Raw genomic sequence first — 14,291 nt, 5'->3', positions numbered from 1 at the left:
TTCACGGTGGCATTCTCACAGAAATCAGCCAGGCTGAAGCGCATTCTGATACGCCGCCTGCACTTCTGGCATGCGGCGTGCCCACCGCAGGAGAAACAGCATGACTCAGGAATGGCAACAAGCAGGACTGACAGCCGATCAACGGGCCGATATTGTCGTCAAAGCAATGACGGAAGAGGAAAAATTTGCCTGGTTGTCGGGGCCGATGGCGATCCCGTTGGGCGATGAACCGCTGCCGGAAGGAGCGATAGGCTCAGCGGCCTATTATCCGGGCATTCCCCGCCTGGGTATTCCAGCTATTCAGCAGAGTGATGCCAGCCTGGGCGTGACCGCGCTGGGCAACGTGCGGCCTGGCGACAACGCCACGGCGCTGGCGTCGAGCCTGCTGCTGGCGGCCACCTTTAATCCCGAGATGGCAGAGCGCACCGGTGCGCTGGTGGGTCAGGAAGCGTTTGCCAAAGGCTTTAACGTGCAGCTGGCGGGCGGCGCCAATCTGGTGCGCGAACCGCGCGGCGGCCGCAATTTTGAATACCTCTCAGAAGATCCGCTGCTGACCGGCATTATGGCCGGGTATTCGGTGCGCGGTATTCAGTCGCAGCACGTGGTCTCCACCGTTAAACATTTTGCTGTTAATCCGCAGGAGACCGGGCGCGTGGTCGTCAGCTCCGATCTCAGCGAGGCGGCGATGCGCGAATCGGATCTGCTGGCGTTTGAAATTGCCAATGAGGTGGGGCAGCCCGGCGCGGTGATGCCGGGTTATAACCTGGTCAACGGGGAATGGGCGTCGGAGAATGCGTTCCTGCTCAACGAGGTGCTAAAAGGCGACTGGCGTTATCCCGGCTGGGTGATGTCCGACTGGGGCGCCACGCACTCCGCGGCAAAAGCGGCGCTGGCCGGGCTGGATGTGCAGTCCGGCGCTAATCTGGATCAGCAGGCGTGGTTTGCTGAGCCGTTGCAGGCAGCGGTGGCCCGCGGTGACGTGCCGCAAAGCCGCATCGATGACATGGTCAGACGTATTTTGCGCAGCCTGTTCGCGGTGGGCGCTATCGATCATCCGGCACAGCGCCACGGCGACATTGATTACATGGCGCACCGCTTGCTGGCCCAGCGGGAGGCGGAGCAGGGTATCGTGCTGCTAAAAAACAGCGACGCGATGTTGCCGCTGCGCCGCGGCGCGAAACAGATTTTGGTGGTGGGCGCGCATGCCGATCACGGCGTGCTGGCGGGCGGCGGTTCTTCAGCGGTTACGCCAGTGGGTAGCCTGCGCCTGCCGGGCGTGGATTTTATGGGCATTCAGACCGACAAAGTGTTCCAGCCGTCATCGCCGCTGTGGGCCATTCGCGCTGAGTCGGGCGCTGAAAACGTTGATTTTGTCAGCGGCGACAACCTCGACGAGACGCTGAAACAGGCCAAAAAGGCGGATGTGGTGATTCTCTTTGCGGAGGAGTGGCGCTCTGAGGCGCTGGATGCGCAGGGGCTGGCGCTGAGCGATGAGCAGAATACGCTGATTACTGCCGTAGCCGCGGTCAATCCGCAGTTGGTGGTGGTGCTGGAAACCGGTGGGCCGGTGACGTTACCCTGGATCGAGCAGGTGCCTGCGGTGATCGAAGCCTGGTATCCGGGTTCCGGTGGCGGCGAGGCGATTGCTGGCGTGTTGTTTGGCCGGGTCAATCCATCAGGTCGTCTGCCGGTGAGTTTTCCTGCCAGCGAAGCGCAGCTGCCGCATCCGCAGCAGGTCGATCCGGAAAGTACCACTTCGCTGCCCGGTATGCCGGTTAAAGGCGGCATCATTCATATCGATTATCAGGTTGAAGGTTCGGATGTGGGCTATCGCTGGTTTGCCCGTACCGGCCAGACGCCTCTGTTTCCGTTTGGTTTTGGCCTTAGCTACACCACCTTTACCCGTGCTGATTTACAGGCCACCGCTGAGCAGGAGGGTGTGCAGGTGAGTTTTACCTTAACCAACAGCGGCGCGCGCGCCGGTGCCGAGGTGGCGCAGATGTATATCAGCCCGACCGATGGACGTTTTGTACCGCGGCTGGCGGCATTTCAGCGGGTGGAACTGCAACCCGGCGAATGTCGTCAGGTAGTGCTGACGCTGGAGCCACGGGTGATCGCCTGCTGGGATGATCAGCAGCAAGCGTGGGTGATTGACGCGGGGCGCTATGACGTCGTGCTGGGTCAGCATGCCGGTGATGTCTCGCTCAGCGTGCAGATCGATATCGCGGCACGGCGCTTCGGCTACTGACGCGCAGAATAACGGGCACACGCTGCCCGTTATTCATCCGTGATGATTATCGATGCTGCTGTTCCGTTTGCAGGAAATGGTACGTGGCCCCCAGCATGCCGGAATCATTGCCGTAGGTTGCCGCGTCAACCGGTGTCTCCACACCATATTTCTTGAGGTGATCGGCCAGCTCGTTGAGGAAAGGCTCGCGTTCTGTAATTCCGCCGCCAATAAACACCGACTGCGGGTCAAACACGCTGACCAGGTTATAGAGGCAGGCGGCCAGATCGTTATAAAAACCGTCAACCACCTTCTGCGCCGTCTCATCGCCGTTATCAAATGCATCGAACACATCTTTGCCGGTCACCTCGTCCGGCGAGATTTTCATCGCGCGCGCGTAATTCTCCCGCAGCGCGGTCATGGTGCAACTCTTGCTCATGGTGTGCGGTTCAATATTGCTGTCGGCGGGACGCGAGGTGAGCAGGCAGCCAAACTCACCGGCGCGATTACGTCCGCCGCGGATCAGCGCACCGTTACAAAAGGCGGCGCCGCCGAGGCCGGTGCCGATGGTCAGCATCAGGAAATCATTAAGTTTTTTCGCCTTGCCTAACCAGCGTTCCGCCAGCAGGGCACAGTGCGCATCGTTTTCGACGCTGGTGGGCAGCGAAGTATTTTCCTGCAGCCACTTGCGCAGGTGGAACTGGTCAAAGTCGCGAATGGTGCCGCCCATGCTGATAAAGCCGCTGTCCGGATCCACATAACCGGGAATGCTGATGGCAATGCCTTCGCAGGAAGGATTCTTTTCCAGCCAGGCGAGGATCTCCTGCAGGATTTTGTCGCGTGAATTATCCGAGATATCCATGCTGTCGCCGGTAACGATGTTGCCGTCAGTGTCGGTCACGCCCATTTTTAACGAGGTGCCACCAATATCAAAGGCTGCAATGTTCATGAATGTTCCCAAAGGTGGTGAAGTAAATCAAAAGTATAGCGTTGAATTCTCAGCTGAATTCTCGCTTTAAGAATTCCACCGGGAGATTTGTCAGCGAGGTTGTAGAAATCTGGATTAATGTTAATTTATTGTAAATTATATTCTTATTTGTCCGGCCAGCCGCTGCATTTGCCCCAAGTTGAACCGTACACAGGAGTCAGTAAATCGATGCCCGTTAATTTTGACCTGAGCGATCTCTACGCGTTTCGGGCACTGGTGGAATATGGCAATTTTCGCATCGCCGCGGAATCGATCTGTCTGTCGCAATCGGCCCTGAGCCGCAGAATCGATAAGCTGGAAACGGCGCTGGGACTGAAACTGTTTGAACGCACCACGCGTCGGGTGATGTTGACGCTAAAAGGGCAGGCGTTTGCCGAGCGCTCGACGCAGCTGCTGGCCGATCTCGAAGCGGTCATGGCCGATCTCAGTGAAGTCAGCGCAGTGCGCACCGGCCTGGTGACCGTCGCCTGCGTGCCTTCCGCTGCCTACTACTTTATGCCGCGGGTGATCCGCAGCTTTCAGGCGCGCTATCCTCGCGTGCGGGTAAAGCTGATCGACAGCAGCGCCGGTAACGTTTACGACGCCGTGGTGAGCGGACAGGCAGATTTTGGTCTCAGCTTTTCCGCTGGCTCACAGCCGGATATGGCTTTCCTGCCGCTGCTTGAGGATCGGTATGTGGCCGCCTGTCGGCACGATCATCCGCTGGCGAGCAGAAAGAGCATTAGCTGGCGTGAATTTTATCAGCACGACTGGGTGGGACTCGATAAAACCTCGGGGAACCGCAATGTGCTCGATCGGGCGCTGGCACATATCGCGCCGGCGAAACCGAGTATATGTGAAACGCGGCATGTCACTACGCTGCTGGGAATGGTTGAAGCGGGGCTGGGCATTGCTGCCGTCCCCGCTATGTCGCTGCCGATCTCCGAACCCTCTGCGCTGACCAGCGTGGCGCTGGTCGATCCGCTGGTGAATCGTACGGTTGGCCTGTTAAAGAAGCACACCCGTTTGCAATCACACATTGCAGCTGAACTGGAGAACCTGCTTATTGAGCAGTTTCAACAGCGTTAACCGGCTGTGACAACGTAACCGAATGCAGCCCGGTATCCTGAACCACCTGCTGCACTTCAGCGGACGCCAGCCATGCTAACAGACGCTTCGCCTGCTGCGGATGGGCCGAGCTTTTCACCACCGCACCGGCAAAACGGGTAGTGTATTGCAGGCTGGCGGGCAGTTCGCCAATAAAGGTGACGCCTGGCACCGGCAGCAGTTCGCTGACCTGCTGGAAGCCAATCGCATATTTCCCGGCGGCAACCTGCGAGGCGACCGGTATCCGCTCGACCTGCGTGGCCTTGCCTTTGACCTGTTGCTCAATACCCAGCTTTTTGAACAGTTGGGTGCTGACGTATCTGCCGCTGGCGCTGTCCGAATAGGCGATGGAGTGCGCATTAAGCAGCGCCGAACGCAACTGCTGTTCAGTGCTAATGCTGACGGGCTGCGTGCCTTGTTTGATCACCGCGCCGATACGCGAGTCAGCCAGCTCAACCCGCGATCCCGGCAGGATGCGCTGCTGCTTTTCCAGCCCGCTCAGCGCATCGCCCACCATAATCACCACGTCAGCCTGCTCGCCACGCGCCAGCCGTGCCGGAATGGCCTGCGGCGTATTGCCCATCGACGGACCGGAAACGGTATGAATCGCCTCGCCTTCCTGTGCGGCATAACGCGGCGACAGCTGCTCCCAGGCCGCCTTGAAACCACCTGAGATCATGACGGTCAGCTCTTTAGCCTGCACGCCCGCAGAGCAGACCCACGCCAGCAGAAAACCTATGAAGATACGTTGAATAGCCATGATTATTCCTTAATCAGAGTAGGGGATGTGCGTTGAAACGACTCGGCACGATGACGGTATAAAAACAGGGTTGCCAGCAGCGCGCAGATGGCGGCAAAGCTCATCCAGTAACCGGGCGACGCTTTATCACCGGTATATTCAATCAATGCGGTAGACATCACCGGGGTAAAACCGCCAAACACTGCGGTCGCCAGACTGTAAGCCAGCGAGAAGCCCGCCACGCGTACCTCGGCGGGCATGATTTCCGTCAGCGCCGGGATCATCGCGCCGTTATACAGGCCGTAGATAAATGACAGCCACAGCAGCACGCCCAGCATCATATAAAAGCCGGGTGCGCCCGCCAGCAACCGCAGCGCCGGATAGGCGGTGGTCAACGCCAGCAGCGCCATGGTGATCAACACCGGTTTACGGCCAAACTTATCGGATAACGCTCCACCAATTGGCAGCCAGAGGAAGTTGGATACCGCCACCAGCAGCGTGACCAGCAGGCTGTCGGAGGCGCTCAACATCAGCACCTTTTTACCGAAGGTCGGCGCATAGACGGTAATCAGGTAGAACGCGGTGGTGGTCATTGCCACCATCAGCATGCCTGCGATCACCACCTGCCAGTTTTTCAGCAGCGTGTTAAAGGCCTGACGCATATCAGGATGGCTGCGACGTGCGTTAAATTCCTCCGTCTCTTCCAGCTTGCGGCGTAGCAGGAAGATAAAAGGCACAATCATGCAGCCGATCAGGAACGGAATACGCCAGCCCCAATCGCGGATGGCGCCCTCATCGAGCAGCGCATTGAGCCCGAAGCCCAGCGCCGCAGCGACCATAATGGCAACCTGCTGGCTGCCCGACTGCCAGCTGGTGTAGAAGCCTTTGCGTCCCGGCGTGGCAATTTCAGCCAGGTAAACCGATACGCCACCCAGCTCAGCTCCGGCAGAAAAGCCCTGCAATAAACGCCCCATCAACACCAGAAAAGGTGCCCACAGGCCAATGCTCTGATAGGAGGGAATCAGCACGATCAAGAAGGTTCCGGCGGCCATGATCGACAGCGTAACGATCAGTCCTTTACGCCTGCCCACTTTATCGATCCAGGCACCGAGCACCACTGCGCCAATCGGCCGCATCAGAAAGCCTGCGCCAAACACCGCAAACGTCATCATCAGTGAAGCAAACTCGCTGCTCGCTGGAAAGAAAGTGTGCGCAATATAAGTGGCATAAAAACCAAACAGGAAGAAATCGAACTGTTCGAGAAAGTTGCCTGAGGTTACGCGGAAAATGGCGCCAATTCGCGCCCGAGTGGTCAGCGGTGAGTGAGGGGATGTTTGCATCAGGTTCTCCAGTGTATTGATGACGCTTTTAGCTGCGCCTGTGACTGCAGAGTGAATCAGGAACAAGGACGTAATAAGTGCAAAAAGCGGGTTAACCGATGTGCCAGACGCATCAATCACCGCACGGCAGTTAAAAAAACCTGCCTTTACGTGGGTTTACAAAAGGAGAGAGATCTTTCGCATCATGCACCGCCAGAAAAACCGATGTGTGGAAATGTGACGGCATTCATAAGCGCAAACGCACTATTGCTGCGCGACCGGGACGGGTAGCTTAGGGCGTTATCAGAAGTAGACCACGTGGGATTTAACTCCCCGCGTCGATCGCTTTGCCTGCTGTCGCTGCCTGGTTGCGCCCTTTGCGTTTGGCGGTATAGAGCGCGTCGTCGGCCAGCTGCTTGAGCTTTTTCATGTCATCTTCCTGATTGGTGCTGAACAGCGTGGCGCAACCGGCGCTGATAGTGACGATGCGTGCCGGAATGGTGGTCGTGGCGTGAGGAATGTGATGGCTGCGAACCGCGCGCACGGCACGCCAGGCGATCGCCAGCGCTTCGTCGGCGCTGGTTTCGGGCAGGATCAGCGCAAACTCTTCGCCGCCGTAGCGCGCCGTTAAGCCGATACCGCGCAGCGACATGCCGCGAAGCGCCGCGCTGACATTTTCCAGGCACTGATCGCCCGCGACATGGCCATAAGCATCGTTGTACTGCTTGAAAAAATCGATATCGATCATCACCAGCGATACCGGCTTGCCGCTGCGAAAGGCGCGCTTCAGGCTGTCGCGCAGAAAGAGATCGAATTGTCGGCGATTGGCCAGGCCGGTCAGGCCATCGATCATCGCCATCGATTGCAGGGTGTGATTGATGGTGGTGAGTTCGTCACGCAGATGGGCCAGCTCGTGCTGATTGCGAATATTAATACGCACCTGACGCAGGATCCAGATGCCGACGGCCAGCATGATCGCCAGCAAAACGGCATTGAGTATCACATCCTGCAGCCTGCTTTTTAGCCAGTTCTCCCGCAGTGAAGTCTTGTCAAAACCGGCTGCAACCACCAGCGGATAGCGTTCGGAACGCACAAAACCAAACACGCGCGGCAGGCCGTCCAGCGCCGCATTCCATTCGCCGCTGCCGCGATCCGATTTCATCAGCATCTGCTGGAACAGGTGGCTGGACGAGAGGTTCCTGCCGATGTAGCTGTCTGGCATCGGACGGGCGTAGAGCACGGTGCTGTCCGCCAGCATCAGTACCAGCACATCTTTATCATCCAGTTCGTAATAGTTGTAAAACTGGCGAAAATAATCGACTCGCACCGTGGCAAGCAGGATACCGGCAAAGCCGCCCGCCCTGTCGTTCAGGCGCAGTGAGACCGGGATCACCAGTTCGCCGGTGCTGCGACTGTGGATCACCGGGCCGATATGAATATTGTTGTGGCCGTTGAGACGATGGTAGGCGAAATATTCGCGGTCGGAATTGTTGACGCCCGCTGGCGAACGGCCGGTTGACCAGGCGATCCATCGGCCTGACGGATCATAATAAAACAGGCCGTGCAACTGCGGCAGGCGACTGCGCTGTTCCCGCATGATACGGCTGAGTTCATCGGCGTTGACCTCGCCAGGCGGGCGCTGTTGAATATTGCGCTGAATCTCCCGCAGCGAAATCTCGGTTTGCAGAAAGGTGTCTTCCGCCTGACGCGCCTGTGACAGCGCCAGGTTTACCGCGGTTTCACGGGCGGCGTTGACGCTGAGCTGCCAGGAATCGCGCAGCGACCAGCCGTTCATCAGGATCACCGCCAGAATCAGCAGGCAACCGGAAATGGCAATGCTGCGACCAAGTGGCGAGCTAAGTAATGAAAAAGAAGAGGGCTGTTTTCGTGACGTCATTGCGCCTCCCGTATACACCTCCTTTCATTAAAGCACACCTGATGGTCTGCAACCTTCATTGTCGCTAATGAGTGGGCTGCATGGTTTCAGGCTGATGGTAGCTGTCATCCAGTAAAGTAAAACAAAACTGACGTTGAGAAGAGCAGATCACCTGTTTATCACGCGTGACAAAGATCGCCTCGATATCAGGGTGGGCAGCCAGATAACGCATGCCCTGCTCAACGCCCATGCCATAAAGCAGCGTGGTGTAGATATCGCCATCAATGGAGCGATCGGAAATGATGGTGACGCTCAGCAGTTCGTTATCCAGCGGATAGCCGGTTTTGGGATCGAGAATGTGATGATAATAGTGGCCGTCTACCTTGAAATAGCGCTCATACACGCCGGAGGTGACCACCGATTTATTCACTACGTTAATCACGCCAATTAGCGCATCCAGCCCGGCAAAAGGCGTTTTCAGGCCAATCGCCCAGCCCTGCGGTTCATCCGGCGGCGCACCAACCGTCTGCACGTTACCGCCGAGGTTGATCAGCGCACTGCCGACCTGCTGCTGACGGAGAAACGCCTGTACGCAGTCGGCGATATAACCTTTGGCAATGGCACCGAGATCGATTTCCATGCCCGCCTTACGCAGAAAAACCGACCGTGCGGCGGCATCCAGTTCGATATCGCGCGGATCGGTCAGCGCCAGACGCGCCTGCAGCTCTGCGGCGGGCGGCACGTGATCGCCCTGAAAGCCGATTTTCCAGCGCTTCACCAGCGGGCCAATTGCCAGGTTAAAACAGCTATCCGGCAGCTGGCTAACCTGACAGGCGATCTGAATCAACTCGAACACCGGCTGGCTGACCACCACGGCATGCTGGCCCGCTGCCTGATTAATATTCATGATTTCAGAAGGGGAACGGTTAACGGTGAGCAGGTTCTCCTGCTGCTTGATCAGCTGGAAAACCTGTCTGGCGAGGGTTTCATCGTGGTCGAAGAGTTTAAGCAGAATGGGCGAACCCATCATCACGGCGGAATAAGCACAGACGCGAGCTTCAGTTGGCATGAGCGACCCTGCATTGCGGGAAAAAAGCTGTGCCCGCGTCGCCGTGGGCACAGTTGAGCGCTTAACGCAGGGCCATCGCCGCTGCGTTGCGTCCGGCCAGAATACCAAAGATGATGATATCCGCCACCGCATTACCGCCGATGCGGTTAGCGCCGTGAATGCCGCCGACTACTTCACCGGCTGCCCAGGCACCCTGAATCGGCTGTTGCTGCTCATTGAGCACCGCGGTATCCAGGTTGATGGTCACGCCGCCCATGGTGTGGTGCACGCCGGGGGCGATGCGGATAGCATAATAAGGACCCTGATTAATCGGATGGCGCAGCGCAGTAGTGCGGCCAAAATCCTCATCTTTCTGCTGAATTACACATTCGTTGTAACGGCCCAGCGTGGTTTGCAGCGTTTCCTGATCCATATTGAGTTTGACCGCCAGCTCATGCGGCGTTGGCGCGCTGATCACAAAGCCTTTGGCAATGTATTCGTCGGCCGCTTTGTTGCCGCTACGCACCTGGTCGTCAAAGATAATCCAGGCACTTTTCTCCGGCAGGGCGATGATTTGCGCAGAGACTTTGTCACGGGTTTCCATTTCGTTGTAGAAGCGCTTGCCCGCCTGACTGACGAGGATGGCACCGCCGCCGCGAATGGATTCAGAAATTAGATACGAGGTGGTCTGTTCCACGGTGGGGTGAATCTGGATTTCGCCCATGTCCACGGTGCCAGCACCAATGTGTTGCAGCATCGCGATACCGCTGCCGGTAGCGCCTTTGTGGTTGGTGGTGACAAAGCCATCCAGCTCAGGACGGTAGCTGACCACCATTTCACGGTTGGCGCTGAAGCCGCCGGTAGCCACAATCACGCTTTTCGCGTTCAGGATGCGGCTGTCGTTATATTCATCCACCACTTTCACGCCGGTAACCACGCCGTTGTCACACAGGATCTCTTCAACGGAGGTCTCCAGCAGCACTTCAATATTGCGCTGGTTAAGGTTTTTCACCAGGCCGCTGATCAGGAAGCCACCCACCGCAGAGCGGTCAGCCGGGCGGTGCGTGCGGTCGATGCTCATGCCGCCGGTGATGGTGATGTCATTGAGCTGGATGCCATGCTCATCGAGCCAGTCAATCGCCTTCGGCGCCAGCTCAACAAACTCTTTCAGCAGTTCAGGGTTGTTTTTAAATTTGCCGCCTTTCAGCGTCTCTTCATAGAACAGCTCTTTGCTATCGAGGATGCCTTTAATTTTCTGGAAGCGGGTTTCCGCCGCGTTCATGCCCACCGAGGCTTTAATGGTGTTCCCGCCGATAGTCGGCATTTTTTCGATGATCACCACGCGGGCACCTTCATCGTGCGCCTGAATCGCCGCGGCCAGGCCAGCACCGCCGCTACCGATAACAACGACATCGTAATTTTGCGGCGCCTGCGGATTGCCACCTTCTTCAATGACGTGCGCTTTACTGGAGGTGGTCAGCGCGCGGGAAACCGCTTTTTTCAGCGCTTCACTCTGCGTGGTGGCACCGGTAATGGCGTCAACGTGCGGGCTGTTGGCCACCAGAATGCGGCTGCGCAGGCTCTCGAAGGTGGTGGTGAAATCGACGTCGAGTGATTCGTCCGGCACCAGTGAGATGTCGGTGATACGGTCGGTATCCAGCGTGACGTTGATTTTCAGCTTCAACGCTTCCGCCTCGACTTTCTCCTGATAGACGCCCGCTTTGTATTTGCGGCCGGTATCGCTGACGTCGCGGATCATGGCGTCCACCAGCGAGAAGCGCCACAGCGGTTCCGGGATAGTCAGCGCTTCGCGTTGGGTGCTGTCGATAAACAGCTCAAGATGCTGGTTGTTGATGATGCGGTCGGTCCAGTCGGGATAGGCGATGCACGCTTTACCGATCGCCACTAAGTCGTAGCCGTGCTCCAGCGCCATTTCGGCATCGGCTTTATTGACTACGCCGCCAACGCCGATAACCGGGACTTTAGCCAGCGTCTCTGAGCGGCGCGCCAGATATTTGGTGATCAGCGGCGTCGGGTCGCTGGTATCAACGATAGAAGGGCGCAGCAGCTGGCCAACGGAAAAGTGTACATAATCGAGGCCGCGCGCCGCCAGTTTTTCCAGCAGCCACAGCGTGTCGTCGAAGCGGATGCCGGGCACTTCAATCTCTTCCGGTGAAAAGCGATAGCCGATGATGAAAGAGTTATGCGCGAAACGGTCCGCCATCTTATGGGTGATTTCCAACACTTCCAGCGGGAAGCGTGCGCGATTTTCGCGGCTGCCGCCCCATTTGTCATCGCGCTGGTTGGAGTTGGGGGAGTAGAACTGCTGAATCAGATAGGTATTGGCGCCATGAATCTCCACGCCGTCGAAGCCCGCCTTGATGGCGCGATTCACCGCGTCGCCAAACTTGGTGATCATCACGTCCACTTCTTCGGCGGTCAGCGCCTGCGGGGTGGTGGCGCCTTCACGCGGTGCGGCGATGGCGCTGGGCGCAACCGGCGTTCTGCCGCCAATCAGCTCGGGTTCTACCATGCGGCCGCCATGATAGATCTGCAGGATAGAAGTCGAGCCTTCTGATTTGATGGCGTCGGCGATGCGTTTCAGACCAGGAATTTTATTGTCGCTGTCGATGGCGATGGCGCCGGGAAAGGCCGGACCTTTGGGATCGATAAAGCAGCACTCCACGATCACGGTGCCGATGCTGCCCGCGCGAGCGCGGTAATACTCCACCAGCTCACTGGTTACCGTGCCGTCATAGAAGCCGGTGCAGGTGGTCATGGGGGCCATCAGCAGGCGGTTTTTTAATACGGCGCCATTGGGCAAGGTAAGAGGATTAAGAATAGGGGTGAGCGTATTCATCAGGATCGACTCCAATATAAATGTGCAGGATGCTTTAGTGGACGCTTTTATTTAAATAAGTGGTCCGACTTCATGCCTGATAATATATCCCTTTTCTGTGATCTTGATAAGTATTAAATAGGGATAATTGATGCTAAATTTCAATTATGATTAAAGTTTGACAAAAATGATAAGGATATTTATCTTAATTGTTAATCAATAGTAAGCAAAAAGCAATCTTTTGATATTTATGGTTTTTATACAATAAATACAAGGGGTTGCAATGAGTATTTCGTTGCTGAGTATCCCGTTTTTTTGTAAAAGATTAACGGGAGTGACATCGTATTGTCATTTCGTGGCAAAGGTCGTTTAAAAACAGTGGCATTACTCTGGTTTATTGATCCAGATCAATTTTTAATTTCAGATATTACGCATCATATAACAAAGTCCTTATGAGATAATTCATATCAACATTAAAGGACGACTCCAAATTAACGGCGTCGCGATGCAAAAATCGCAAAAAATAAAAACCATAAGAAATAAGTGAAGTATCGGGGCGCAAATCGCATTCTTTTCAACCTTGCAGATAACTACTATGAAACAGACAACCGTTAAGAGTGAAACGGGCGCAGCACCTGCTGCTCCACCCAAAACCAAAAAATCGCCGATTTTCATGATCCTGCCGGTGCTGGTGGCGGTTCTGCTGCTGCTGGTGCCGGTGCCTGAAGGGTTGGAACCCTACGCATGGCACTTCTTCGCCATTTTCGTTGGCGTGATTGTCGGTTTGATCTTTGAACCGCTGCCCGGCGCGGTGATCGGTCTGACCGGCGTGGTGGTCATCGCCTTGTTCAGTCAGTGGCTGCTGTTCAGCCCGGCTGAAATGGCGGCGCCGAAGTTTAAACTCGCCAGCGAGTCGTTTAAGTGGGCGGTCAGTGGCTTCGGTAACTCCACCGTCTGGCTGATCTTCGGCGCCTTTATGTTCGCCGCCGGTTACGATAAGACTCAGTTTGGACGCCGCCTGGCGCTGATACTGGTGAAATATCTGGGCCGTCGCAGCCTGACGCTGGGTTATGCCATCACCTTTGCCGATCTGCTGCTGGCACCGTTTACCCCTTCCAATACCGCACGCAGCGGCGGCACCATCTACCCGATTATTGCCAACCTGCCGCCGCTGTACGGCTCCAAACCCAACGACCCCAGCGCGCGCAAAATCGGCTCCTATCTGATGTGGGTGGCGATTACCGCAGCCTGTATCACCAGCTCCATGTTCCTCTCTGCGCTGGCACCTAACCTGCTGGCACTGGCACTGGTGAAAAGCATTATCGGTTTTGAAATCTCCTGGGGCAGCTGGTTTATCGCCTTCCTGCCACTCGGTCTGCTGCTGATTCTGACCATGCCGCTGCTGGCGTACTGGTTCTATCCGCCGGAAGTGAAGATCAACGACGAAGTGCCGCGTTGGGCGAGCAGCGAACTGGTGAAACTGGGCAAGCTGTCACGTAACGAAATCTTGCTGCTGCTGTTTGTCTGTAGCGCGCTGGGCATGTGGATTTTTGCCACCGCGTGGATTGAACCGGCAATGGCGGCGCTGCTGGTCATCGTGCTGATGCTGTGGACCGGCGTGCTCAACTGGAACGATATCACCAGCAATAAACCGGCCTGGAATACCTTCGCGTGGTTTGCCACTCTGGTAGCGCTGGCGGATGGTCTGGCGCGGGTGGGCTTCATCGCCTGGCTGGGTAAAGAGGGCGCGCATCTCCTGAGTGGTATTCAGCCCAACGTGGCCGCGGTAATGCTGCTGGTGGCCTTCTTTATCCTGCACTACCTGTTTGCCAGCACCACCGCGCACACCACCGCGCTGCTGCCTGCGATGCTGACCATTGCTGCCTCGATTCCGGGCATCAATATGCCGGTGTTCTGCTTAATGATGGTGACGTCACTGGGTCTGATGGGCATCATCACACCGTACGGTACCGGCCCAAGCCCGATTTATTACGGCAGCGGCTATCTGCCAACCAAAGATTACTGGCGGTTGGGCACTATTTTCGGCGCTATCTTCCTGGCGGGTCTGATGTTAATCGCCTATCCGTGGATGGTATTGATGTTCTGATTGCCGAGGTAAGATAGTATTCTGCCAGCACCTGTCAGCCTGGCGTATCGGGCTGACAGGAT

The 14,291-nt window shown here is 56.7% G+C and carries 9 protein-coding genes; 3 read left to right on the top strand and 6 right to left on the bottom strand.

Features of this window, described 5'->3' with window-relative positions; translation table 11 throughout:
• The first annotated feature begins 100 nt into the window (after positions 1-100).
• On the top strand, positions 101-2,248 hold the full coding sequence (locus EM595_RS17910; protein WP_067435986.1) for a glycoside hydrolase family 3 C-terminal domain-containing protein: 2,148 nt from the start codon (positions 101-103) through the stop codon (positions 2,246-2,248).
• Between the two features lie 46 nt (positions 2,249-2,294).
• Here the strand turns inward: EM595_RS17910 and EM595_RS17905 are convergent, their stop codons facing one another.
• On the bottom strand, positions 2,295-3,176 hold the full coding sequence (locus tag EM595_RS17905; RefSeq protein ID WP_067435984.1) for an ROK family protein: 882 nt from the start codon (positions 3,174-3,176) through the stop codon (positions 2,295-2,297).
• Positions 3,177-3,383: 207 nt separating this feature from the next.
• Here EM595_RS17905 and psrA point away from each other — a divergent pair, with 207 nt between their 5' ends.
• Positions 3,384-4,283 (top strand): L-proline-binding transcription factor PsrA, encoded by a 900-nt coding sequence (psrA, locus tag EM595_RS17900; RefSeq protein WP_067435981.1) that lies wholly within the window; start codon positions 3,384-3,386, stop codon positions 4,281-4,283.
• Here psrA and EM595_RS17895 read toward each other — a convergent pair.
• From EM595_RS17895 to EM595_RS17875, 5 genes are all read right to left on the bottom strand, one after another.
• Entirely contained in the window at positions 4,258-5,064 is an 807-nt protein-coding gene (locus EM595_RS17895; RefSeq protein WP_371317196.1) for a substrate-binding domain-containing protein, read from the bottom strand. The genes psrA and EM595_RS17895 overlap by 26 nt on opposite strands.
• Positions 5,064-6,380, bottom strand: a complete 1,317-nt coding sequence (gene tcuC, locus EM595_RS17890) for an MFS transporter (RefSeq protein WP_067435976.1) — start codon at positions 6,378-6,380, stop codon at positions 5,064-5,066. Before tcuC ends, EM595_RS17895 begins: the two co-directional genes overlap by 1 nt.
• 304 nt (positions 6,381-6,684) lie before the next feature.
• Positions 6,685-8,256 (bottom strand): sensor domain-containing diguanylate cyclase, encoded by a 1,572-nt coding sequence (locus tag EM595_RS17885; RefSeq protein WP_067435973.1) that lies wholly within the window; start codon positions 8,254-8,256, stop codon positions 6,685-6,687.
• 64 nt (positions 8,257-8,320) lie between these two features.
• A complete protein-coding gene (locus EM595_RS17880; protein ID WP_067435970.1) occupies positions 8,321-9,304 on the bottom strand; it encodes an FAD:protein FMN transferase in 984 nt (327 codons plus the stop codon).
• A gap of 61 nt (positions 9,305-9,365) precedes the next feature.
• On the bottom strand, positions 9,366-12,143 hold the full coding sequence (locus EM595_RS17875) for an NADH-dependent fumarate reductase (RefSeq protein WP_067435967.1): 2,778 nt from the start codon (positions 12,141-12,143) through the stop codon (positions 9,366-9,368).
• 574 nt (positions 12,144-12,717) lie between these two features.
• On the opposite strand from EM595_RS17875, the gene EM595_RS17870 reads away from it, so the two are divergent.
• Positions 12,718-14,229: a DASS family sodium-coupled anion symporter gene (locus EM595_RS17870; protein ID WP_067435964.1), complete on the top strand. Its 1,512-nt coding sequence runs from the start codon at positions 12,718-12,720 to the stop codon at positions 14,227-14,229.
• The last annotated feature ends 62 nt before the right edge of the window (positions 14,230-14,291 follow it).

The sequence above is a fragment of the Duffyella gerundensis genome (assembly GCF_001517405.1).
Taxonomy (GTDB): domain Bacteria; phylum Pseudomonadota; class Gammaproteobacteria; order Enterobacterales; family Enterobacteriaceae; genus Duffyella; species Duffyella gerundensis.
Note: the sequence above shows the minus strand (reverse complement) of the source record. Positions and strands in the feature narration are given on the sequence as shown.